Source organism: Umezawaea sp., from assembly GCF_036375055.1.
GTDB lineage: Bacteria > Actinomycetota > Actinomycetes > Mycobacteriales > Pseudonocardiaceae > Umezawaea.
Genome location: NZ_DASUSQ010000146.1, coordinates 59,345 through 82,142, shown reverse-complemented (window position 1 = coordinate 82,142; position 22,798 = coordinate 59,345). Strand labels below are relative to the sequence as shown.

At 72.3% G+C, this 22,798-nt stretch carries 22 protein-coding genes; 8 read left to right on the top strand and 14 right to left on the bottom strand.

Annotated elements, in window-relative coordinates; all coding sequences use genetic code 11:
• Positions 1 to 240: 240 nt before the first annotated feature.
• Both VFZ92_RS36130 and VFZ92_RS36125 read right to left on the bottom strand, forming a co-directional pair.
• Positions 241 to 1,083 (bottom strand): oxygenase MpaB family protein, encoded by an 843-nt coding sequence (locus tag VFZ92_RS36130; protein WP_330881432.1) that lies wholly within the window; start codon positions 1,081 to 1,083, stop codon positions 241 to 243.
• Positions 1,084 to 1,125: 42 nt separating this feature from the next.
• Positions 1,126 to 2,373, bottom strand: coding sequence for an SLC13 family permease (locus VFZ92_RS36125; protein ID WP_330881430.1), 1,248 nt, complete (start codon positions 2,371 to 2,373; stop codon positions 1,126 to 1,128).
• Between the two features lie 145 nt (positions 2,374 to 2,518).
• Here VFZ92_RS36125 and VFZ92_RS36120 point away from each other — a divergent pair, with 145 nt between their 5' ends.
• Complete coding sequence (locus VFZ92_RS36120) at positions 2,519 to 3,769, top strand: cation:proton antiporter (protein WP_330881428.1); 1,251 nt, start codon at positions 2,519 to 2,521, stop codon at positions 3,767 to 3,769.
• On the opposite strand, the gene VFZ92_RS36115 is transcribed toward VFZ92_RS36120, so the two are convergent.
• Positions 3,756 to 4,697 carry an isopenicillin N synthase family dioxygenase gene (locus tag VFZ92_RS36115; protein WP_330881426.1) on the bottom strand — a complete coding sequence of 314 codons (942 nt, stop codon included), beginning with the start codon at positions 4,695 to 4,697 and terminating at the stop codon, positions 3,756 to 3,758. The genes VFZ92_RS36120 and VFZ92_RS36115 overlap by 14 nt on opposite strands.
• A 176-nt stretch (positions 4,698 to 4,873) precedes the next feature.
• Between VFZ92_RS36115 and VFZ92_RS36110 the strand changes: the two genes are divergently transcribed.
• Together VFZ92_RS36110 and VFZ92_RS36105 are read left to right on the top strand one after the other, a co-directional pair.
• Entirely contained in the window at positions 4,874 to 6,814 is a 1,941-nt protein-coding gene (locus VFZ92_RS36110) for a S8 family serine peptidase (RefSeq protein ID WP_330881424.1), read from the top strand.
• Positions 6,815 to 6,980: 166 nt separating this feature from the next.
• Complete coding sequence (locus VFZ92_RS36105; RefSeq protein WP_330881422.1) at positions 6,981 to 7,259, top strand: isoamylase; 279 nt, start codon at positions 6,981 to 6,983, stop codon at positions 7,257 to 7,259.
• Between the two features lie 7 nt (positions 7,260 to 7,266).
• Here the strand turns inward: VFZ92_RS36105 and VFZ92_RS36100 are convergent, their stop codons facing one another.
• Positions 7,267 to 7,716 carry an STAS domain-containing protein gene (locus tag VFZ92_RS36100; RefSeq protein WP_330881420.1) on the bottom strand — a complete coding sequence of 150 codons (450 nt, stop codon included), beginning with the start codon at positions 7,714 to 7,716 and terminating at the stop codon, positions 7,267 to 7,269.
• Positions 7,717 to 7,978: 262 nt separating this feature from the next.
• Here VFZ92_RS36100 and VFZ92_RS36095 point away from each other — a divergent pair, with 262 nt between their 5' ends.
• The gene (locus VFZ92_RS36095) at positions 7,979 to 8,617 is read left to right on the top strand and encodes a MerR family transcriptional regulator (protein WP_330881417.1); all 639 of its coding nucleotides are present in this window, start codon (positions 7,979 to 7,981) and stop codon (positions 8,615 to 8,617) included.
• On the opposite strand, the gene VFZ92_RS36090 is transcribed toward VFZ92_RS36095, so the two are convergent.
• Both VFZ92_RS36090 and VFZ92_RS36085 read right to left on the bottom strand, forming a co-directional pair.
• Entirely contained in the window at positions 8,618 to 9,433 is an 816-nt protein-coding gene (locus tag VFZ92_RS36090; protein ID WP_330881415.1) for a pentapeptide repeat-containing protein, read from the bottom strand.
• A 102-nt stretch (positions 9,434 to 9,535) separates the two neighbouring features.
• A complete protein-coding gene (locus VFZ92_RS36085) occupies positions 9,536 to 10,477 on the bottom strand; it encodes an alpha/beta hydrolase (RefSeq protein WP_330881413.1) in 942 nt (313 codons plus the stop codon).
• A 140-nt stretch (positions 10,478 to 10,617) separates the two neighbouring features.
• On the opposite strand from VFZ92_RS36085, the gene VFZ92_RS36080 reads away from it, so the two are divergent.
• Positions 10,618 to 11,916 carry an NAD(P)/FAD-dependent oxidoreductase gene (locus VFZ92_RS36080; RefSeq protein WP_330881411.1) on the top strand — a complete coding sequence of 433 codons (1,299 nt, stop codon included), beginning with the start codon at positions 10,618 to 10,620 and terminating at the stop codon, positions 11,914 to 11,916.
• Positions 11,917 to 11,968: 52 nt separating this feature from the next.
• Positions 11,969 to 13,075, top strand: a complete 1,107-nt coding sequence (locus VFZ92_RS36075) for a M20 family metallopeptidase (RefSeq protein ID WP_330881409.1) — start codon at positions 11,969 to 11,971, stop codon at positions 13,073 to 13,075.
• 6 nt (positions 13,076 to 13,081) lie between these two features.
• Here the strand turns inward: VFZ92_RS36075 and VFZ92_RS36070 are convergent, their stop codons facing one another.
• From VFZ92_RS36070 to VFZ92_RS36035, 8 genes are all read right to left on the bottom strand, one after another.
• Positions 13,082 to 13,546 carry a MarR family transcriptional regulator gene (locus VFZ92_RS36070; RefSeq protein WP_330881407.1) on the bottom strand — a complete coding sequence of 155 codons (465 nt, stop codon included), beginning with the start codon at positions 13,544 to 13,546 and terminating at the stop codon, positions 13,082 to 13,084.
• A gap of 216 nt (positions 13,547 to 13,762) precedes the next feature.
• Positions 13,763 to 14,668, bottom strand: a complete 906-nt coding sequence (locus VFZ92_RS36065) for an ornithine cyclodeaminase family protein (RefSeq protein ID WP_330881405.1) — start codon at positions 14,666 to 14,668, stop codon at positions 13,763 to 13,765.
• A gap of 4 nt (positions 14,669 to 14,672) precedes the next feature.
• Complete coding sequence (locus VFZ92_RS36060; protein ID WP_330881403.1) at positions 14,673 to 15,749, bottom strand: alanine racemase; 1,077 nt, start codon at positions 15,747 to 15,749, stop codon at positions 14,673 to 14,675.
• Positions 15,746 to 16,366, bottom strand: coding sequence for a helix-turn-helix transcriptional regulator (locus tag VFZ92_RS36055; RefSeq protein ID WP_330881401.1), 621 nt, complete (start codon positions 16,364 to 16,366; stop codon positions 15,746 to 15,748). Before VFZ92_RS36055 ends, VFZ92_RS36060 begins: the two co-directional genes overlap by 4 nt.
• Positions 16,363 to 17,469, bottom strand: coding sequence for a threonine synthase (locus tag VFZ92_RS36050; protein ID WP_330881399.1), 1,107 nt, complete (start codon positions 17,467 to 17,469; stop codon positions 16,363 to 16,365). The genes VFZ92_RS36055 and VFZ92_RS36050 overlap by 4 nt, the downstream gene beginning before the upstream one ends.
• 52 nt (positions 17,470 to 17,521) lie before the next feature.
• Positions 17,522 to 18,265 (bottom strand): SDR family NAD(P)-dependent oxidoreductase, encoded by a 744-nt coding sequence (locus VFZ92_RS36045; protein ID WP_330881397.1) that lies wholly within the window; start codon positions 18,263 to 18,265, stop codon positions 17,522 to 17,524.
• Between the two features lie 61 nt (positions 18,266 to 18,326).
• Entirely contained in the window at positions 18,327 to 19,205 is an 879-nt protein-coding gene (locus VFZ92_RS36040) for an alpha/beta hydrolase (RefSeq protein ID WP_330881395.1), read from the bottom strand.
• Complete coding sequence (locus VFZ92_RS36035) at positions 19,202 to 20,188, bottom strand: hypothetical protein (RefSeq protein ID WP_330881393.1); 987 nt, start codon at positions 20,186 to 20,188, stop codon at positions 19,202 to 19,204. The genes VFZ92_RS36040 and VFZ92_RS36035 overlap by 4 nt, the downstream gene beginning before the upstream one ends.
• Before the next feature lie 105 nt (positions 20,189 to 20,293).
• Between VFZ92_RS36035 and VFZ92_RS36030 the strand changes: the two genes are divergently transcribed.
• A complete protein-coding gene (locus tag VFZ92_RS36030; protein ID WP_330881391.1) occupies positions 20,294 to 20,764 on the top strand; it encodes a (2Fe-2S)-binding protein in 471 nt (156 codons plus the stop codon).
• Positions 20,764 to 22,788, top strand: coding sequence for a xanthine dehydrogenase family protein molybdopterin-binding subunit (locus tag VFZ92_RS36025; RefSeq protein WP_330881389.1), 2,025 nt, complete (start codon positions 20,764 to 20,766; stop codon positions 22,786 to 22,788). The genes VFZ92_RS36030 and VFZ92_RS36025 overlap by 1 nt, the downstream gene beginning before the upstream one ends.
• The last annotated feature ends 10 nt before the right edge of the window (positions 22,789 to 22,798 follow it).

Below are 22,798 nucleotides of genomic sequence, written 5' to 3'. Positions count from 1 at the left end.
AGCGCATCCGAGGCGTCCTGGTGGCGATCACCGCGGCCGCCACCCTCGCCACCGGGTCGTCCACCGCTCCCGCCCCGGAGGCGGTGCGATCGGAATTCCCCTCTCCGCCGACGTTCCGCGGCGGGTTCACCGCGGACTGGCTGTTCGAGTGCCCCGACCTCGCGGTACCCGGCGGGCCGCTTCGGCCTCAACGCCCACGCGTCCACCGCGCTGTTCCAGGGCGTCCGCCTGTGCTGAGCCTCAGGTCGCCAGCGTCCACCGCAGCCCGCGGACCAGCCCGTGGCCCGCGACCCGGATCGCGGTGGCCTCGGTCAGCGGGAGGTAGGGCAGGCGCAGCGGGAGCCGGGCCCACGGCGGGAGCATGGCGATGGCCGTCGCCGCCAGCACGGCGTAGGGGGGCCGGGCCACGAGGGGGAGCGGGGCCTTGAGGACGAGGAAGCGGGCGGCCTCGCGGGCCTCCGCGGTGCCGCGCAGCTCCGGGCGGTAGGCGGCGATGCGGTCCGCCAGCTCCGCGGTGGTGCGGGGCGGGTCGGGGACGCCGAGGGCCTCGGCGACGCGGGCGGTGTCGGCCACGTAGCCGTCCCGACCCTCCTGGTCCAGCGGCGCGCGGCCGTAGGTCTGGTGCGCCAGCAGGAAGCTGTCCACCTCGGCGATGTGGACCCAGGTGAGCAGGTGGGGGTCGTCGGCCCGGTACTCGCGGCCGTCGGGCGCGGTGCCGCGGACCCGGCGGTGGATGCCGCGGACCCGGTCGACCGCGCGCTGGGCGTCGGGCGCGGCGCCGAAGGTGGTCATGGCCAGGAAGGTGCTGGTGCGCTGGAGCCTGCCCCACGGGTCGCCGCGGTAGTCGGAGTGGCCCGCCACGCCCGCCATGGCGAGCGGGTGCAGCGACTGGAGCAGCAGCGCCCGCAGCCCGCCGACGAACAGGGACGCGTCGGCGTGGACGCGGCGGATCGGCCGGTCCTCGGCGAACCAGCGGGGGCCGGGGGTGTCGTGGACCCTGGAGCGGATCTCACGGGCGTTCGGGCCCGCGACCCTGGCGAACAGGTTCGACGCCACCCTGGTCCGCGCGGTGTTGAGGTCCATGGTTCCCATGGTGCCCCCGCCGGGCCCGGTCCACCTGACGGGTCAGCCGAGGTTCGGCACGACGAACAGCAGCCACACCACCGGCGGCGCCACCGCGACGACCAGACCGCCGTAGACCAGGAGCTGCTTGAAGAACCGGTCGCGGTCCACGTCCTTCGCGTTCGCCAGCACCAGCGCGCCGTTGGTGGAGAACGGGCTCACGTCCACCACCGTCGCGGACACCGCCACCGCCGCGACCATGCCGATCGGGCCGACGGTGCCGAGCGCGAGGAACGGCACGGCGAGCGGGATGAGCGCCCCCATCAGGCCGACGGAGGAGGCGAACGCCGACACGATCGCGCCGATGTAGCAGAGCAGCAGCGCCGCCAGGACCGGGACGCCGACGCCGGTGACCGCGTTGCCGACGAAGTCGATCGTGCCCATCGCCTGGAGCACCGCGACGTAGGTCAGCACGCCGCAGATCAGCAGCACGGTGGGCCAGGTGATCTCGCCGACGGCCTGGCGGCTGCTCTCCGGCCAGACCAGGCTCAGCACGGCGGCGAGCGTCAGCGCGGTGAGGCCCACGTCCAGGTCGAACACCAGCGTACCGACGACCAGGGCCACCAGGCCGACCAGCGTGGCGATCCTCGGCGGGTCGAGCCGGGGGGAGTCGTCCGGCTCCTCCGGGGCGGTGGCCCCCGCGGCGAGGGCGAGCTGCCGGCCGCCCAGGACGAGGAACAGCACCACGGCGATGGCCAGGTTCACCCCGAGGCTCGCCAGGAACAGCACGAGCGGGTCGCCGGGGATGTCGTTGCGCTCGACGAGGCCGTTGACGATCGACCCGTACACGCTGATCGGCGAGAACCCGCCCGCCTGCGCCCCGTGGACGACCATCGCGCCCATCAGCAGCGGGTTGATCCCGTAGCGGGCGGCGAACCCCAGCGCGATCGGCGCGACGATGGCCACGGCCGCCGGGCTGACGGCGCCGATCGACGTCAGCACGCCGGTGATCACGAACATCACCCACGGGATCAGCGCGATCCGGCCCCCGACGGCCCGCACGGCCGCCGACACCAGCCAGTCGGTCGTCCCGTTGGCCCTGGCCAGCGCGAACAGGTACGTGACGCCGACCAGGACGACGAAGATGTCGCCGGGGAACTTCGCGAAGATGCCCTTGGCGTCCAGCCCGCCCGCCAGGGTGCCGACCAGGAACGCGGCGGCGAACGCCAGCGCCCCCATGTTGGTCGACCGGGTGGTCGCCAGCACGAAGACGAGCGCCAGCACGACGATCGAGATGACCTGCGCCGTCATCGGAGTCCCCTCGACAGGCCGAACGCGCCGACTCCTCACCTTCGAGGTGATCAGTGATCCGTGTCAACCCGACCACCCCGGACGTTTCGCCGAGCGTCGAACGGGCTAACCGGACAGAATTCCTCCACACGGCGAAAGGGGCTTCGTGGCAGACGCGGGCCCGGTGGTCTTCGCGGCGGCAGGCGTTGCGACGCTCGCCGCCGCCCTGCTGCCGAGAGTGTTGAGCAAGGCGCCCATCTCGATGCCCATGGTGTTCCTGGGAGCGGGTGCGCTGTCCTTCACGGTCATCGACCCGCTGCCAGACCCGGACCCCGTGGCGCACTCCTCGGTGGTGCTGCACCTGACCGAGATCTGCGTGATCATCTCGCTGATGGGCGCCGGTCTCGCCCTGAACCGACCGCCGGGGCTGCGCCGGTGGGCGACCACGTGGCGGCTGCTGGGCATCACCATGCCCCTGACGATGATCGCCGTGGCGGTCCTCGGGTGGACGGTGCTCGGGTTCGGCGCGGCCGGGGCGGTGCTGCTCGCCGCCGCGCTCGCGCCCACCGACCCGGTCCTCGCGACCGAGGTGCAGGTCGCCGAACCCGTGGAGGACCCCGAGGAAGACAGCGACGACGAGGCGCGGTTCGCGCTGACGTCGGAGGCCGGGCTCAACGACGGCCTGGCGTTCCCGTTCACCTACCTGGCCATCGGCCTCGCCGCGACCCCCGACGACTGGCTGCCGCACTGGCTCGCGGTGGACGTCGTGTGGCGGCTGGCCGCGGGCGTGGCGATCGGGCTCGGCGCGGGGTGGCTGCTGCGCAAGCTGTTCTTCGCCCCGGAGTCGGAGAAGTTCCGGCTGGCCCACCACGCCGAGGGGTTCGTCGCGCTGGCGGCCACGTTCCTCGCCTACGGCGTCGCCGAGCTCGCGCACGGGTACGGCTTCGTCGCCGTGTTCGTCTGCGCCTGCACGATCCGTTCCGCCGAGCGGTCCGACGGCTACCACCGCGTGCTGCACCAGTACGTCGAGCAGATCGAGCGCCTGCTCACCGTGGTGATCATCTTCCTGCTCGGCGGCGCCGTGGCGACCGGTCTGTTCGCGGGCGTGCACTGGCGCGAGATCCTGGTGGCGCTGCTGGTCCTGCTCGTCGTGCGGCCCGCGGCGGGCCTGATCGGACTGGCACGGGGCCGCACGGGGCCGCGGGAACGGGTGGTGGTGTCGTTCTTCGGCGTGCGCGGTGTCGGCTCGGTGTTCTACGTCGCGTACGCCCTGGAGGCCGCGAAGTTCCTGGAGGAGGGCGCGGTGTGGCGGGTGGTCGGCCTGGTCGTGGTCGGCTCGATCGTCGTCCACGGCATCACGGCCACCCCGGTCATGCGCTTCCTGGACCGCAAGCGCGAGGACGTCACGTCACCGTGATCGCGTCCAGCTTCTCCTTCAGGTACTCCGACGCCACGACCTCCGGGTGGCTGCCGTCCAGGGCCGCGATCCGGGCGTCGTGGTCGCACTCGTAGAAGAAGATCAGCGACACCAGGTCCTCGTCCGGCGCGGAGGCGGCGGGCGGCAGGACCCGGTGGCGGGTCGAGCGCCAGCGGTCGCCGGTCCAGCGGGCCATGAGGTCGCCGATGTTGATCGTGAACGCGGCCGGGTCGAACGGCGCGTCCTCCCACTCGCCGTCGGGGGTGAACACCTGGAGCCCGCCGACGCCCACCTGGCGGTCCAGGACCGTGACGGTGCCGAAGTCGGTGTGCGGCCCGATGCGGAACTGGCCGTCCTCCGGCTCGCCGACCACCGCGATCGGCGGGTACCAGTTGATGTTGAACGTGTACGTCGGATGTCCGGTGTGGTCGGTGAAGAAGCCCTCCGGCAGGCCCAGCGCCACGGCGAAGATCGTCAGCAGCTCGTCGGACAGCCCGCGCATCCGCGCCACGTACTCGATCGAGGCCTCGGCGAACCCCGGCACCTCGTCCGGCCACCGGTTGGGCTGGAACCAGAAGCCGTCGACCTCCGGGTCGCCGACGGGGGCGTCCGCGCCGACCGAGTACGACTCCTTGAGGTCCGGGGGCGTCTCGGTGCCCTCGGCGCAGGCGTTCGCCTCCGCGCCGGGCGGCAGCCAGCCGCGCCCGCCGACCGCGACCGCGTACCGCTGCTTGACCGCTCGCGGCAGCGCGAAGAACCGGCGGGACAGCGCACGGGTGCGGGCCCGCAGCTCGTCCGGGACGCCGTGCCCGGTGACCAGCAGGAAACCCGAGTCGCGCAGCGCCGCGTCGATCCGCGCCGCCACGGCGGCGCGGCCGTCCGGCGTGCCCTCGAACCACGGGGTCAGATCCACCAGCGGAACCGTCATGGGGTCCATGAAACCGCATCCGGGACCGGACTTCGCGCCGAGTTCCGCCCGGCCTCACTGAGACGCGCACCCGTCGTTCGGCGGATGACCCGCCTGATATCCGTCCGATACGTTCGGATCACGTGCCCTGGTCCACCCTCCGGTCAGGGCAACCCCTGCCGTACTGGAGGTTGTTGATGCTGCGCACAAAACGCGGCCTGCTCGCGGGTGCGTTCTTCGCGGTGCTGCTCGTCGCCGCGGGAGGTGTGACCGGGGCGCGGTCCGCTCCGGCTCCCGCCGACGGCGGCCCCCAGTTCATCAGGCTGGCCGGTCGCACGTTCGACCCGCTCACCGCGCAGAGCACGGCGGCGAGCGTCGGCAACGGCGCGTACCTGGTGCAGTTCAAGGGAAGCCTGACCGACGCGCAGCGGCGCAAGCTGCGGACGATGGGGGCGAGGATCGGCACGTACGTGCCCGACCTCGCCTACGTCGTGCGGATGAACGACCGCACCCGCGCGCAGGTCGCGAAGCTGCCGTTCGTCCGCGCCACGGCGGACTTCCTGCCGTCGGACAAGGTCGACGTGACGACCGCCGCCGCCGGGCGGTACCTCGTGACGCTGGCCGAGCAGGACGTGCGGGACCAGAAGGCCGTCGCCGACCGGATCACCGCGCTCGGCGGCGCGGTGGAGGACGTCTCGGTGAGCGGCCAGCACCTCACGGCGGTGCTCGGCGCCGACCAGGTCACGGCCGTCGCCGGACTGCCCGAGGTGATCGCGGTCGGCGCGGAGTCCGCTCCCGAGACCGACATGGCCATCGCGCGGGAGACCAGCGGTGCCAACGCGATCCAGACCGCGGGCGGCTACACCGGCCGCGGCGTGCGGGGCGAGGTGATGGACGGCGGCCTGCGCGTCACGCACCAGGAGTTCGCGGCCCAGCCGCCGGTCGCGCACGGGCCGAACTCGACCGACACCAGCCACGGCACGTCGACCTACGGCGAGATCTTCGCCTCCGGCGTCAGCGCGGCGCACCGGGGCATGCTGCCCGACGCGCAGGGCATCTTCGCCACCTACTCGGGCAAGGACCGCTACGCGCACACCAAGGAGCTGGTCGACCCGGCCGGGCCGTACCGCGCGGTGTTCCAGAGCAACAGCTGGGGCGACGCGCTCACGACGTCCTACACGTCGATCTCCGCGCAGATGGACAAGATCGTGTTCGACCACGACCTGCTGATCTGCCAGTCGCAGAGCAACGCGGGCACCCGCAGCTCCCGGCCGCAGGCGTGGGCGAAGAACGTGCTGTCGGTGGGCGGGCAGTACCACTTCAACACCGCCGACCGGGCCGACGACAAGTGGAACGGCGGTGCCAGCATCGGTCCCGCCGCCGACGGCCGGATCAAGCCGGACATCTCCAACTACTACGACCGCATCGACACGACCTCGTCGAGCAGCAACACCTCCTACACCTCGTCGTTCGGCGGCACGAGCGGCGCGACGCCGATCACCTGCGGCAACGCGGGGCTGCTGTTCCAGATGTGGGCCGACGGCGTGTTCTCCGGCGGTCCGGGCAAGGCCGGTGACGTGTTCGCCTCCCGCCCGCACGCGGCCACGGCGAAGGCTCTGCTCGTCAACACCGCCAACCAGTACGCGTTCAGCGGGACCGCGCACGACATGACCCGCACCCACCAGGGCTGGGGTTCGGCGAGCGTCGGCAACCTGCACGAGCGGGCGAGGGCGAACGGCTGGGCGCTGCCGGTGCTGGTCGACGAGACCGACCTGCTGGCCACCGGGGAGAGCAAGCGGTACACCGTCGACTCCGACGGCAGCGCGCCGCTGCGCGCCACGCTCGCCTACACCGACCCGGCGGGCACTCCCGGCGCGGCGCAGGCGACGGTCAACGACCTGACGCTGAAGGTCACCGCGCCCGACGGCACGGTCTACTTCGGCAACAACGGTCTGTCCACGGGGGTCTGGTCCACGCCGGGCGGCGCGGCCAACACCGTCGACAACGTGGAGAACGTCTTCGTGGACGCTGCCGCCGCGGGCACGTGGACGGTGGAGGTGGTCGCGACGCAGGTCAACGCCGACGGCCACGTCGAGACGGCCGCCACGGACGCGGACTACGCGCTCGTCGTGTCGTAGCGGGACGGTCGGGCTCCCCGTCGCGACGCGGTCGCGGCGGGGAGCCCAACCGTGGAACACCACTCCGCCGTGGTCGGCCGGTCCCACGTCCGGGTGAGCCGTGTGGCGGCGTCCGCCGGGCCGGGGCAGGGTGGTCGGTGACTTCGACACAGGAGGAAACCGCCGCATGATCCGCGTCAAGCCCTCGACCGGCGGCCAGGTCAACATCACGTTCGTGCTGTCCGATCCCCCGCCGGGGCACACCAGTGTCGTGGGGTGCTTCAACAACTGGACGCCGGGCAGGCACCGGCTGGTCAGGCGCTCCAACGGCACGTGGTCCACCGCGGTCAGGGTCGAAACCGGAGCGACGCTGTGCTTCCGCTACCTGGCCAGCGACGGCGTGTGGTTCGACGACCGCGACACCGAACTCGCCCGTGACGACCGGGGGCAGCTGATCTCGGTCTAGGGCTCGGTCAGGCCCGGTGGGTCCCGGCGGCGCGCGGTGCGGTTCCGGGGCTCGCCGTGCTCGCGGTGCTCGCCGCGAAGTCCAGCGACACGCCCGCGGCGAGCGCCAGGAACGTCGACCGGTGCAGTTCCCAGCGGTTCTCCAGGCCGCAGGTCGTGAGCACCTTGAGCACCGCGGGGGAGCAGACCAGCGCCTGCGGGTCTCCGGCGACCAGGGCGTCGATCCCGGCCGCGGCGAAGAACGTGATCCCGCTGAGGTCGACCACGACCGAGGTGAACCACAGCCTCGCGTGGGCGATCCGGTCGGCCAGGAGCCCGGCCGACGTCGCGTCCACCTCGCCCCGCGCGGTCACCACACCGGCATTGGCGGGCGGAGCGGGGTGGATGGTGACGGAGAGGCCCCTGAAGGGCGGGATCCGGGACGTCGCCGACGGCCCGGCCGCGAATTCCAAGCTCATGTGCGTGCCAACTCGGGTTTTCGCCGCCGTGTTCCCGAATGAGACGACTTCGTCGAACCTGGACAACGGTCCCAGTTTATCGTTTCGTGATGTGATTGGCAATGCGCTTCTCGGTCACTGAATCGTCAGGTGGTGGGAGTACGACGCATTTCTCCGGCGAATTGGCGGACGGTTCCGCAGGGTGTGCGTAAAACGGATAGCTTGACTATCCGTAATCGGCGATACACTGTGCACCGGGTGAGAACTCGAAAGGGAGGCCCGGATGCGCATGGCCGAACTGAGCGCCGAGTCAGGTGTTCCAGTCGCCACGATCAAGTACTACCTGCGTGAGGGCCTCGTGCCCGCCGGTGAGCTGACCAGCCCCAACCAGGCCCAGTACCAGGCGAAGCACCTCCAGCGCCTCAAGCTGGTGCGCGCGCTGCTGGAGGTGGGCGGCCTGTCGATCGTCGACGTCCGCGACGTCGTGCGCGCCATAGACGACCGGGCTCCGACGCACGAACTGCTCGGCGTCGCCCAGCACGGCCTGTTCGTCCGGAAGAACGAGGTCGACGAGGAGAGCCGCGCGTGGGCGCAGGGGCTCATCGACGAGATCGCGGCCCAGCGCCAGTGGCGGCTCGAACCCGACGACCCGTACGCCAAGTCGTTGGTGAGCCTGCTGTGCACGTTCCGCGACCTCGGCCACGCGCACCTGCTCGGGATCTTCCCGCACTACGCCGAGATCGCCGACGCCGTCGCCCAGGTCGACCTCGAAGCCATCGGCGACCTGCCGACGCCCGAGCAGATGGTGGAGAGCGCCGTCGTCGGCACCATCCTGGGCGACGCCGTCTTCATCGCGCTGCGCCGGATCGCCCAGCAGTTCGCCTCGCGCAAGATGTTCGGCGACGGGGACGCGCCCGCGTGATCACCAGTGCGCCGGCCTGCTCAGCGCGGGCGGCAGTGCCGTGCGCGCGTCGCCCCTCGCGGCGTTCACCTGCGCCTGGGTGAGGAAGATGCTGCCGGTCAGGTCCGCGCCGCGCAGGTCGGCGTCGCGGAAGTCGGCCCCGATCAGGTCGGCCAGGCGGAGGTTCGCGCCCCGCAGGTCGGCGCCGATCAGGTAGGCGCCGCGCAGGTTCGCGCCCCGCAGGTCCGCTCCCGACAGCTTCGCGCCGATCAGGTCCGCGCCGCGGCGGACCTTCCGGTTCTTCGGCTTCGGCGCGCCCGCCCGCACGAGTTCGCTGGCGCGCAGCAGGAGCGCGTTCACGCCCTCGCGGTGGCCCGGCACGTCCAGCGCGCCGAACGCGTCGGGGCTCGTGAGGGTCATCCGCTCGGTCTCGTCGAGCGCCGCCCGCAGGTCGGCGTGCAGCGGCTCGGCCGCGCGCAGCGCCAACGCCTCGGTGAGGTAGAAGAGCAGCTCGTGCAACTGGCGCATCACCGGGAACACCGCGAACATCCGCTTCGCCGTGTCCGTCGAGTCCCGCCAGCTCTCGCCGCCGAACGTGACCCGCGAGGTCTTCTGCCCGGCGCCGAAGCAGTCGAACACGGTGCAGCCGGTGAAGCCCCTCGGCCGCAGGTCGGTGTGGATGGCGCAGCGGTGGTCGGCGAGGAGGTTGCGGCACGGGTCGCCTGCGTCCTTGTCGACGGCGAAGTCCGCCGACTTCGCGAAGGCCAGTGCGACGCAGCAGAGGCCGAAGCAGTTCGAGCAGTCGGCGCGGAGATCGGACGGGGTGGGCTCGGACAACGGGCTCTGGTCTCCTGGGAGGACGTGCCTACGGTGTTCCCAGGGTAGGTGAACGCCGGGGCCGCCCGGCCGACGGCCGGGCGGTGGGCGGGCGTCGTCGGCTCAGAGGGCGGCCTTGAGGAAGGCGATGGCCTGGGCGATGGCGGCCCTGGCGGCGTGGGTCCCGCTCAGCGCGTTCAGCATCACGAAGTCGTGGATGATGCCCTGGTAGCGGACCGCGGTGACCGGCACGCCCGCGGCGCGCAGCTTGGTCGCGTAGGCCTCGCCCTCGTCGCGCAGCACGTCGGCCTCGCCGGTGATGACCAGTGCGGCCGGCAGTCCCGCGAGCTGCTCGGTGGTCGCGCGCAGCGGCGACGCGGTGATCTCGGCGCGCTGCGCCGGGTCGGTCGTGTACTGGTCCCAGAACCACTGCATGGCGTCGCGGCGCAGGAAGTAGCCCTCGGCGAACTCGTGGTAGGACGGGGTGTCGAACGCGGCGTCGGTCACCGGGTAGAACAGCACCTGCCCGGTGAACGCCACGTCGCCGCGCTCCTTGGCGAGCAGCGTGAGCGCGGCGGTCATGTTGCCGCCGACCGAGTCGCCCGCGATGGCGACGCGGGTGCCGTCGAGGTCCTTGCCCGCGCCGTGGGTGCCGATCCACCGGGCGACGGCGTAGTTCTCCTCGATGGCGACCGGGTAGCGGGCCTCGGGGGAGAGGCTGTACTCCGGGAACACGACGGCCGCGTTGGCGCCGACCGCGAGTTCGCGGACCAGGCGGTCGTGGGTGTGGGCGTTGCCGAACACCCAGCCCGCGCCGTGGATGTAGAGGATGACCGGCAGCACGCCCGTGACGCCCTCGGGGCGCACGATCCGCACCTTCACCTCGCCGGACGGTCCGCCCTCGACGACCAGGTCCTCGATGTCGACACCCGGCTTGGCGACCTCGCCGGACTGCACCTCGTCCACCGTCGTGCGGCCCTTTTCGGGGCCGAGGTCGAAGAGGTACGGCGGCTTGGCGGTGGCGTCCGCGAAGTCCTGCGCGGCCTGCTCCAGTACGACGGTCATGGCTGGCTCCCTCACTCGCTGCTCGAAGCTGACGTGGTGAACACTAGTCAGCAACTAACTCGTGCACAACTAAAACGTGCACAATGTGTCTCGGATCTCGCCGAGCTGCGGTCGACCTCCGGGTAGGCCAAGGTGAACCCATGGCTGAGTCGACCCGTGTCGTGATCGTCGGCGGCGGATTCGCCGGATTCCAGGCTGCCCGCTCGCTCTCCCGCGCCCTGCCGAAGGACGCGCCCGTGGAGATCGTGCTGGTGAACCGCACGGACTACTTCCTCTACCTCCCGCTGCTCCCGGAGGTCGCCGCCGCCGTCGTCGACCCCAGGCGCGTCACCGTGTCCCTGCCCGCCGCGCTCCCGCGCGTGCGGCTCGCGCTCGGCGAGGTCACCAGCGTTTCGCTGGAGGACCGCACGGTCGACTACACCGATCCCGAGGGCGGGACCCACGACCTGTCCTACGACCGGTTGATCTTCGCGTCGGGCAGCGCGAACAAGCTGCTGCCCATCCCCGGCGTCGCCGAGCACGCCCACGGCTTCCGCGGCGTGGCCGAGGCGCTCTACCTGCGCGACCACGTCATCCGGCAGGTCGAGCTGGCCGCCGCCACCGACGACCGGGCCGAGCGCGACGCCCGCTGCACGTTCGTCGTCGTCGGCGCCGGCTACACCGGCACCGAGGTCGCCGCGCAGGGGCCGCTGTTCACCAGCGCGATCGTCAAGCGGCACAAGGAACTCCGCGACCAGAAGATGCGCTGGATCCTGCTCGACATCGCGCCGAAGGTGCTCCCCGAACTCGACCCGAGGCTGTCCCGCGCCGCTGACAAGGTGCTGCGCAAGCGCGGCGTCGAGGTCGGCACGGGCACCTCGGTCAAGGAGGCGACCCGCGAGGGCGTCCTGCTCACCAGCGGCGAGTTCGTCGCCACCCGCACGCTCGCCTGGTGCGTCGGCGTCCGCCCCGACCCCGTCGCCGAGGCCACCGGGCTGCGCACCGAGAAGGGGAGGCTCTGCGTCGAGCCGAACCTCAGGGTCCCCGGCCACCCCGAGGTCTTCGCCTGCGGCGACGCCGCCGCGGTCCCCGACCTGACCCGTCCGGGAGAGGTGACGGCGATGACCGCCCAGCACGCCGCCCGCCAGGGCACGCTCGCGGGCAAGAACGTCGCCGCCTCCCTCGGCTACGGCGCGCTGCTGCGCGACTACAAGCACCACGACCTCGGCTTCGTCGTCGACCTCGGCGGCCTCGACGCCGCGGCCAACCCCCTGCGCATCCCGCTGTCCGGTTTCCCGGCGAAGGTCGTCACCCGCGGCTACCACCTGCTCGCCATGCCGGGCAACCGCATCCGCACGGCGGTCGACTGGGCGCTCGACGCGGTGCTCGGCCGCCAGTCCGTCCAACTCGGCCTGGTCCGCTCGGATGCGGTGCCGCTGGAAACCGCGAAGCCCCGCTAGGCGGCCGCGCGTTCTCGGCCGTCCGCCGGGTCGTTCGATTAGCCTGGGCCGCATGGACTACGTGCGTGCGTTGCCGGACCTGGTGGACGACATCGAGGAACTGGTGACGTGCGAGTCGCCGTCCGCGGACCTCGCCGCGGTCGCCGCGTCGGCCGACGTCGTCGCGCGGGTCGGGGAGAAGCGGCTCGGGGTGGCGCCGGAGCGGATCGTGGTCGACGGCGTGAGCCACCTGCGGTGGAAGTTCGGCGAGGGCCCGACGAAGGTGCTGCTGCTGTGCCACCACGACACGGTGTGGCCGTTCGGGACGCTGCTGACGCACCCGTTCTCGGTCCAGGACGGCGTGCTGCGCGGGCCGGGGTGCTTCGACATGAAGGCCGGTCTCGCGATGTCGGTGCACGCCGTCGCCGGGCTGGCGGACCGGGCCGGGGTGACGCTGCTGGTGACCGGCGACGAGGAGGTCGGCTCGCCGAGCTCGCGGGCGCTGATCGAGGCCGAGGCGGCGGGGTGCGTCGCCGCGCTGGTGATGGAGGCGTCGGCCGACGGGGGAGCGCTCAAGACCGAGCGCAAGGGTGTGTCGATGTACCGGGTGCGCGTGCACGGGCTGGCCGCGCACGCCGGGCTGGAGCCGGAGCGCGGGGTCAACGCCACCGTCGAACTCGCCCACCAGGTGCTCGCCGTGACCGGGCTGGCCGATCCGGAGCTGGGGACGACGGTCACGCCGACCGTGATGGCGGCCGGGACCACGGGGAACACGGTGCCCGCGGTGGGGGAGTTCGCGGTGGACGTGCGCGCTCGGTTCGCCCACGAGCAGGTGCGGGTGGACGCGGCGATGCACGCCCTGCGGCCGGTGCTGGCGGGGGCGCGGTTGGAGGTGCTGGGTCGGCCCAACCGGCCGCCGATGACGGCGGAGTCGTCGGACGGGCTGTTCGAGCGGGCCTCGGCGGTCGCCGTGCGGATCGGGCAGCCGCCGTTGGGCCGGGTCGCGGTGGGAGGTGGGTCGGACGGCAACTTCACCGCGGGGATCGGTGTTCCCACGTTGGACGGGCTCGGGGCGGTTGGTGGTGGCGCCCACGCCGATCACGAGCACGTGGTGGTGGCGGAGCTGCCCGCGCGGACGGCGCTGCTGGCCGAACTGGTGGCGGACCTGCTGCGGTCCTAGCGGGTCCTAACCCGTCCTGTCTATCGCTCGGGCCAGTTCCGTCAGGGCGTCCACCACGGTGGTGCGGCGCTCCGGTGGGATCTGGTCGAGCGCGTGGCGTTGCAGGGTGCGCATGCGGTTGTCGGCTGCCTGCCAGGCGGATTCACCGCGTGGGGTGAGGGTGACCAGTACCGTGCGGTCGTCGCCGCTGATCCGCTTGCGGGCCACGAAGCCCCGGTCCTCCAGCTGCTTGAGCGCTCGGGTCGCGGTGGGCTGGGCCACGCCCGCTCGGGTGGCCAGTTTGCCCACGGCCATGGCGCCCTGCTCGGTGAGCGGGGTGAGGAGCACCAGCTGGGAGTCCGACAGCTGGTCGGGGCCTGTCGCTGTGGCCGCGAGGCTGCTGCGGTTGCGGTGCATCAGCGCGTAGAGCCGGTTGCACGCCTTGGTGAAGTCGTCGACTTCCTCGTCGGTGAGATCGGCTGTGTCGGGCATGGGTCCAGTAAAGCACAGGGCGTGCAATCGTATTGCTTGCTATGTGTGGCGGGTGTCCGTTGTGGTGGGACGGTCGGTGTGGCTTGGTACCCCTGGGTTCGACCTCGTGGTCGGGGCTGTCGGGCAGGGTGTGCCACCCTGCCCGACCTGCCGGGGCGAGGGACGGGTCCCCTGGTGGAATCGACCTCGGTCGCGTGCTGTGCGGGCCCTTGCGCCCTACTGCTCGGCCAGAAGGGCCGTGGCCGTGTAGAGGTCTTGCAGGGCTATGCCCGAGCTGTCGAAGATGGTGATGGAGTCCTCGTCCCGCCTGCCGGGAGCGGTGCCGGTCAGGACGTTGCCCAGGGCGGTGATGCGGTGCTGGGTGGTGGTGTGCTGGAACTCGCCGATCGTTCGTGACTGCGGTGGTAGGTCGCAGAAGAGGGCCGCGTCGTCCAGCAGGGCTGGTGGTAGTTCCTGTTTTCCCTTGGCGTCCGAACCCATGGAGGCCACGTGGGTTCCCCGCGTCACCCACTCGGCGTCGAAGAGCGGGGTTCGTGCTGTCGTCGCGGTGACGATGATGTCCGCGGCTCCCACCGCCTGTTCCGGTTCTGTCAGGGTCGCTGGTAGGCCTGCCTCGTGGAGCCTGTCCACCAGGGTGCGGCCGTGCTCCGGTGTTCTCGCCACCACGTGGATCGTGGTGAGGGTGCGGATCCTGGCCAGTGCCGTGCACTCGTAGTAGGCCTGGTGGCCGGTGCCGAAGATGGTGAGGGTGGTGGCGTCCGGGTTCGCCAGGGTGTCCGCCGCCACCGCGTCCGCCGCTGCCGTGCGGTAGGCGTTGACCGTGGCCGCTTCCACCACCGCGGCGATCTTCCCGGTTTCCTGGTCCAGCAGGAGGATGGTGGAGTTGTGCCTCGGGGTGGTGGTGTTGTTCGGCCAGTAGCTGCCGATCTTGACGCCCGCGACGTCCGTCGCCGCCGCTGACTTCACGGTAAACCTGTTGTGCGGCTGGGAGGCGTGCGCCGGTAGGGCGGGGAAGGTGGTGCTGGTGTCGGCCACCGCGGCGATGAGTGCCGTGCGGACGGCGTTGTAGGCCAGTTCCTCGGTGATCAGGGCTGCTGAGTCCTCTTCGGACAGGAAGCGCACGGGGTTACCAGCCGTTCAGTCGTGGCCACGTGGTGGTGGTCGTGGTCAGGTGGTAGTGGGTGTGTTGTGCCGCTGTCGCGCAGGCGTGGTTGGGGAGGATGCGGAGCTTGGTGCCCACCGGGAGGTCGGGGAGGGGAGAGCCCGTTCTGGTGGAGAGGACGCCGTGCTCCTGGCTGGCGGCCGTCATGAGCAGGTCCGGGATGGGGGTGCCGTCGACGTCGCAGACCAGGCCGTAGCCCTGGTCGGTTGGTTGGGCGGCGGTGCCCCTGTCGCGTGAGGTGGCCATCCAGCCCGCGTCGGTGAGGATCCAGCCCTTGTCCTCGCGGTGGCCGATGACCGTGGTGACCACGGAGAGGGCCAGGTCGTCCAGGGTGCAGACGCCGATGCCCGCCATGACGAGGTCGAAGAAGACGTAGTTGCCCGCCCTCACCTCGGTGACACCGGTGAGGTCGCGGGTGGCGTGGGCCGTGGGGGTGGAGCCGATGCTGACCACCGGGCACGGGAAGCCCTTCGCCCTCAGGGTTTCGGCTGCCGCGACGGCGGTGGCTCGTTCGTGTTCGGCCGCCGCCACCAGTGCTTCCACGGTGTAGCAGTAGTAGGACTCGCCCGCGTGCGTGAGGACGCCGCGCAGCGTGTCGCCCAGGACGGCCGCGATGGCGGGCAGCGCCGGGTCGTCCGGGGTGACGCCGCCGCGGTGGCCGTCGCAGTCGACCTCGATCAGGGCCGGGACGTTCGCTTCGCTGGTGCGGTGCGCCTGGTCGACGCTGTCCAGCAGCACGACCAGGTCCACGCCCCTGGCGCGCAGTGCGCGCACGCGGTCCAGCTTGTCCGGGGCGATGCCGACGGCGTAGACGATGTCGGTGAAGCCGTGGGCCGCGAACTCCTCGGCCTCGTGGAGGGTGGACACGGTGATGGGGCCGGTTCCGCCGTGGAACAGGAGCCTCGCCACGTCGACGGACTTCGCCGTCTTGACGTGGGGGCGCAGGGTCGAGCCCAGTGCGGTGATGTGGTTGTCGAGGCGGGCGATGTTGGCCTCGACCTTGGTCGGGTCGACGAGCAGGTGCGGGGTGGTCATGGTCATCTCACGTAGTTGTAGACGGTGGCGCGGGAGACGCCGAGGATGTCGGTGAGCACCGGGACCGAGTGCTTCACGTCGAGGTAGCCGTTCTCCTTGAGGGAGCGCAGCAGTTCCTTCCGGTCCTTCGCGGTGAGGCTGCGGGGGGTCTGGCCCCTGGTGGCGGCGAACTCCTCCACCAGGGTGCGGAGTTCGTCGACGGTGCGGGCGCGCAGGTTCTCCGTCAGCGGCTGCTGCTGCTCGTCGGTGCTGACGAGGTTGTGCAGGCTGCGGGCGACGGTGGCGAAGAGGGACACGTCGAGGTTGAGGCAGAGGGCGGCGACGTAGACGCCCTCGCTGTTCTTGATGCCGATGGACGTGCTCTTCGCCGGTCTGCCGTCGGGGAAGGTGTTGGGGTAGTTCTGGATGACGTTCGGGTAGTCCGGGTCCTGGATGCGGGCCACGCCGATCTCCGTCGCGGGATCGCCGACCCGGCGGCCGGAGAGGTTGTTCTCGATGACGCGGACCGTGTGCTCAGGGTCGCGGAGGTCGTGCAGGACCACCTCGCACAGACCGGGGAACATCCGGCCGATCGCGGTGGCGATCGTCTCCGCCTCGCGCAGCAGCAGTTCGTCCTCGGTCACGCGAACACCCCCGCAATCGTGGTCGGGGCCTTGAGACCCGAGCCGGTGAGGACGACGACGGTGGTCTCACCGGGCGCGAGGGCGCCCCTGGACCGGAAGACCTCGATGGCCGCCGCCGCCGTGGCGCTGGTGGGTTCGGCGTAGAGGCCGAGGGCCGCGAGGTCGCGGACCGCTCCGGCGATGTCCTCCTCCGCGATGGTGGCGACGTCGCCGTTCGAGCGGCGAACGGCGTCCAGCACCTCGGGCAGGCGGACGGGTTCGCGGATCGCGGTGCCCTCGGCGATCGTCGGCGCGAAGACCAGGTCGGCCGCGGTGCCGTGGAAGTGGGCGTCGATCGGGGCGCAGTTGCGCGGCTGGGCGACCAGGAGCCTGGGCAGGCGGGGGATGCGGCCCGCCGCCAGCAGTTCGGTGAAGCCGAGGTCGCAGCCGAGGACCGTGCTGCCCGCGCCCGCCACGGTGATGATGTTGTCCGGTGCGGTGAAGCCGAGGTCCTCCCACAGCTCGTAGGCGAGGGTCTTGGTGCCCTGGAGGAAGAACGGGTGCCAGTTGTGGCTCGCGTAGCACGTGTCCGCCGAGTCGCGGAGCGCCTGCGCGGCGGTGGCCTCCCGGTCTCCCGGCACGAGGGTGACCTCGGCGCCGTAGGCGCGGCTCTGGAGGACCTTGGCGGGGGACGTGCCCTCGGGGGCGAGGATCCTGGCCCTGATGCCCGCGGCGGCGCAGTAGGCGGCGACCGACGAGCCGCCGTTGCCGGAGCTGTCCTCGATGACGCTGTCCACGCCGGCCTGCGCGAGCAGGGAGATCATCACGCTGGTGCCGCGGTCCTTGAAGCTGCCGGTGGGGCTGAACCACTCCAGCTTGAAGTGGACCGGCGTGGTGCCCCACGTGCGCTCCAGCAGCGGCGTGCAGCCCTCCCCGAGCGAGATCGGCCGTTCGATGCCACCGGGGAGGGCGGCGCGGTAGCGCCAGAGCGAGCGGGTGCGCGTGTCGACGTCGTCCGGGCCGATGCCGGGCGACGGGGTCACCGTCAGCGGTGCCCCGTCGTCCCCGCGCCAGCGCCGGGCGTCGATCGGGTAGGTCCGGCCGGATCGCGCGTCGAGGTACATGGGCACCCTTCGTCTGGACGTTTGGTCCAAGTATAGACGAAGGGTCTAGATGTCAGAGGTGGATGCCTCCCGAGACCTCCAGGCGCTGGCCGGTCACCCAGCGGCTGTCCTCGGACAGCAGCGACGCCACGACGCCGCCGATGTCCTCGGGGAGGCCGACGCGGCCCAGCGCCGCCTGGGACGCCAGCAGCGCGTTGAAGTCGGCGTTGTCGCGCACCGCGCCCCCGGCGAAGTCGGTCTCGACCGGCCCCGGCGCGATGGTGTTCACGGTGATGCCGCGCGGGCCGAGCTCCTGGGCCAGGTAGCGGGTGAGCACCTCGACCGCGCCCTTCATCGACGCGTACGCGGCGAAGCCCGGCGTGGTGAACCGGGCGAGTCCGGTGGACACGTTGAGGATGCTCCCGCCGTCGGCGAGGACCGGCAGGAGGCTCCGGGTGAGGAAGAAGACGCCCCTGAAGTGGACGTTCATCAGCTCGTCGAACGCCTCCTCCGTGGTGTCGGCGAACGACAGGTGGTGGGCGACGCCCGCGTTGTTGACCAGGAAGTCGACCGTGTCGCGGTCCCACGTCTCCTTCAGGACCCGGCGGACCTCGTCGGCGAAGCCCGCAGGCTCGGCGACGTCCAGGCGCAGGGCGACGGCCGTGCGGCCCAGCGCGCCGATCTCGGCGACGACGGCGTCGGCCTCCTCGGCGTTGGAGCGGTAGGTGATGATCGAGTCGACACCCCTGCGGGCGAGGGCCAGTGCCGAGTCGCGGCCGAGGCCCCTGTTCCCGCCGGTGACGATGGCGATCTTCATGGTGGTTCCTTCCCGTGGTTCTCGCTTGCACCACGAGCGTCGTCGCTCCGGGCGGCGGCGTTCACCGCCCGCTCGTCCCCGGATCGGCGGTCCGGGGCTGGGCCAGCGCCTCGGTGCTCGCCGCGACGATCGCCTCCTGGGCGGTCTCCCTCGACGTGGTCGGCACGCCGTCGCCCGGCTGGTCGCCGTAGTCGCCGAAGAACGCGTGCACCGCGCCGGGGACCTGGACGTACCGGGTGTCCGGCGGCAGCACCGCGCGCGAGTCGGCCACGTCCGCCGGTGTGGTGAAGCCGTCGCGCTCACCCGAGATCGACCAGACGTCCAGGTCCGCGCGGCCGGACAGGTCGTCCACGGGGTAGGAGGCCCACAGCAGCAGACCGCGCACGCGGGGATCGCCGGTCGCGGCGTACCGGCCCGCGGCGACGCCGCCGAGCGAGTGGCCGCCGACGGTCCAGTCCCGGACGTCGGGGTGCGCGTCGAGCACGTCCTCCGCGGCGCCGGGGGTGAGCAGGGCGAAGTCGAACGGGGCCTTGACCACGACCACGAGCGTGCCGCGCTCGGCCAGCGGGCTGAGCAGCCGCAGGTAGGCGCGGGGGTCCACGCGGGCGCCGGGGTAGAACACCAGGCCGTCGCGGACCGGCTCCGAGGGGACCAGTTCGACCGTGGTCGCGTGGTCGACCGTGCGCGCCGTCCCCGCGAGCGCCGTCGCGGGGAACGGGCGCAGCCACACCAGCGGTGCCAGGAGCAGTGCGACAGCGAGCAGGACGAACCAGCGCGGACGCGGCGGGCGCACCGCCGCGGCGACCCCGGCGCAGGCGACGAGCACCAGCACGACCAGGTAGGCCGGGTGGGCGTGGGTGGTGGTGGACCAGCGGGTCGCCAGCAGCCACGCGGGCACGCCGAGGCACGCGACCGGGGTCGCCCAGCGGAGGTGCCTCACCGGAGCGCGGCGGCCAGGCGGATGCCGACCCAGACCAGCAGCGCCACCACGGCGGTCACCAGGTACTCGATGGCGGGGATGCGGACGATCTCGTCGATCCGGTCGAAGCCGCGCCACGAGTACACCGCCACGACCCCGACGGCGAACACCGCCGCCACGTACCAGCGCGCGGTCGTGGACAGGCCGACCCCGTGCAGCTGGGTCAGCACGAACACGCCCAGGAAGCCGAACAGGAACATCGGCCAGATGCCGTCCGGGCCGGAGTTCATCACCGCCACCAGCGTGCCGTGCACGGCCACCATCAGCTCCAGGGTGAGGGTCCACCAGCGGTTGGTGTGAGCGCGGGTGAGGAAGAGGCTGCCCTGGAGGAGCAGGAGGAACATGTAGAAGAAGCCGATGAGGTGGCCGCTCGTGTTCTCCATCGGGTGGTACCAGAACGTGTAGATCGCGGCCCAGCTGAACAGGTAGCCGTGGTACTTGCGGGTGAACCCGACGACGTCGGCGGGGAACGGGCGGCCGTGGCCGGCGAAGAGGCCCCGCCTGCGGCTCTCCATCAGCAGCACGACGACCAGCAGCAGCACCACCGAGCCCTGCGAGCTGAAGATCGACACGTCCTGCGCGGTGCCGTCGTAGAAGACCTGCGTCTGCACGGCGTGCAGCAGGACGAAGCCGAAGTTCACCGCGAGCGCGACCACGTTCACCGGGTGCAGGCCGCGGGTGTGGCGCTTGACCCTGGTCTGCGCGTGGTGGATCAGGCCCCACGCCGCGAGCTGGTGCGCCGCGTAGCCCACCCAGGCGGACGCGCGCGTCCACGCGGTCGGCTCGGGCAGCTTCCAGTAGTACCAGGACGCGCCCTGGTCCGGTAGCAGGACGACGCCACCCAGGCGGGTGCCCGCCAACCAGACCAGTCCCGTCAGCACGGCGCTGGCGAGCACGCCCCACAGCAGCGCGCGGTTCGAGTCGAGACGCATATCGTTCAGCACGCTGAGCATTATGCAGATGTTCAGCTTGCTGAACAAACCCTTCCTGTGGGAGCGTGCTGGGGCACCACCACAGGTGGCACGTCCGACGACGAACGGGAGCACGCGGTGGGTACACACCGGTTGCGGGTCAACGGTTCCTGGCACGAGGTCGATCTGCCCGACGACACCCCGCTGCTGTGGGCGCTGCGCGAGGACCTGGGGCTGACCGGTCCGAAGTACGGGTGCGGGGTCGGCGCCTGCGGGGCGTGCACGTCCATTGTGGACGGATCGGCGTTCCGGCCGTGCACGACGAGCGTCGCGGACGCCGCGGGCGGGGACATCACGACCATCGAGGGCCTGTCACGCCGGGGCGACCACCCCGTCCAGCGGGCCTGGGTGGAGCAGGACGTGGCCCAGTGCGGCTACTGCCAGCCCGGCCAGATCATGACGACGGTCGCGCTGCTGGCCGAGCACCCCGACCCGAGCGACGCGGACATCGACGAGGCGCTGCGGGACAACGTGTGCCGGTGCGGGACCTACGCCCGCATCCGCGTCGCCGTGAAGCGCGCGGCCCAGCTCGCGAGGGGTGGACGCTGATGCTCGACCGACGCTCCTTCCTCACCGCCGCCGGGCTCGGCGCGCTGGTCGTGGCGCTGCCGGTGCCCGCGCTCGCCGACGCCGCGGGCCTGGTCCCCACCGTCTTCGTGCGGCTGGACGCGGACGGGCGGATCACCGCCACCGCACCGCGCCCGGACACCGGCCAGGGCGTGCGGACCGTCGTCGCGATGCTGGTGGCCGAGGAACTGGCCGTCGACCTGGACGCCGTGCACGTCGAGCAGGCGCTCGGCGACACGGCCCGCTACGGGTCCCAGGTCGTGGCGAACTCCTCCTCGCTGCGGCTGATGACCGAGCCGCTGCGCCGGGCCGCGGCGACCGCGCGGTGCCTGCTCGTGGCCGCCGCCGCGGCCAGGTGGGGCGTGCCGGTCGAGAGCTGCCGGGCGCGCGACGGGTTCGTCGAGCACCCGCGGCGCCGGAGGCTGCCGTACGCGGCGCTGGTGGCCGACGCCGCGGCGCTCGACCCGGCGACCGTGCCGGTGACCCTCGTGCCGCGGCGGGAGTGGAAGGTGCTCGGCCGGGGAGCCGGGCGGATCGACGCCCACGACATCGTCACCGGCAAGGCCCGGTACGGCATCGACGTCGTCCGGCCCGGCCTGCTGACCGCCGTGGTGGCGCGCCCGCCGTGGATCGGCGCGGTGCCCGACGTGGTCGACGACGCGGCGGCCCGCGCGGTGGCCGGGGTGGTCGACGTGGTCCGGGTCGACGGCGGGATCGCGGTCGTCGCCGGATCGGCGCCCGCCGCGCTGCGCGGACGGGAGGCGCTGGCCGTCACGTGGACCGGCGGCACGCCGACCGCCGACAGCCGGGAGTGGCTGGAGGACCTGGCGGGCGCGCTGCCCGCGACCGAACCCGCGCCGGGACCGGTGGCGCTGCGAGCCGAGTACCGGCTGCCGCTGCTGGCCCACGCGCCGATGGAACCCATGAACGCCACCGCCGACGTGCGCGCGGACGGCGTGTCGCTGTGGGTGCCCACGCAGGACCCCGGCGGGCTGCGGACCAGGCTGGCGCAGACCCTGGGCCTCGACCCGGCGCTCGTGCGGGTGGAGCCGACGCTCGCGGGCGGCGCGTTCGGCAGGCGGGTCGAGTCGGACTTCGTCCTGGAGGCCGTCGCCTGCTCGCGGGCCGTCGGCAAGCCGGTCAAGGTGCTGTGGACCCGCGACGACGACACCCGGCACGACTCCTACCGGCCGATGTCCGTGCACCGGCTGAGCGCGGTGGTCGACGCCGAGGGGCTGCCGACGTGGCGGTCGCACGCCGTGTCGACGTGGCCGCTGACGACCTCGCCGCCGTTCGCCAACCCCGCCGTGGTCAAGGGCAGCGGCGACCACTTCCCGTACACCGTGCCGGGCGCGGTCGTCGTGGGACTCACCCCCGCCCCGCTGCGCACGGCGTTCTGGCGGGCGGTCTACGCGGGCCAGTTCGGCTACGCCGAGGAGTGCTTCCTCAGCGCGATCGGCGACCGCGGCGGCTGGGACCAGGTCGCGCTGCGCAGGCGCCTGCTGCCCGCCGACTCGCGGCTGCGCCGGGTGCTGGACGTCGCGGCGAACCGCGCCCGCTGGAGCGCGTCGCGGCACCGGGCCCGAGGGGTCGCGTGCCACCTGGACTACGGGTCGGCCATCGCGGTGGTCGCGGTCGTGGAGCTGGAGGACGGCGTGCCGCGCGTCCGCCGGGTGACGGCCGCGGTCGACGTCGGCGCGGCGCTGCACCCGTCGGGTGTGCGGGCGCAGGTCGAGGGCTGCGTGGTGGACGCCGTGTCGACCGTGCTCGGCGCGCGGATCACCGTGCGGGAGGGGCGGGTCGTCCAATCGTCCTTCCGGGACTACGCGTGGGCCAGGATCGACCGGGCACCGGAGGTCGACGTGGTGCTGGTGCCGTCCGACGCGCCGATCGGCGGGCTGGGGGAGCTGGCCTACCCGCCCGCCGCCGCGGCCATCGCGAGCGCCGTCGCCGTCGCCACCGGGCGGCCGGTGACCGGGATGCCGGTGAACACCGACGTCGGCTGACGGCCTCGTC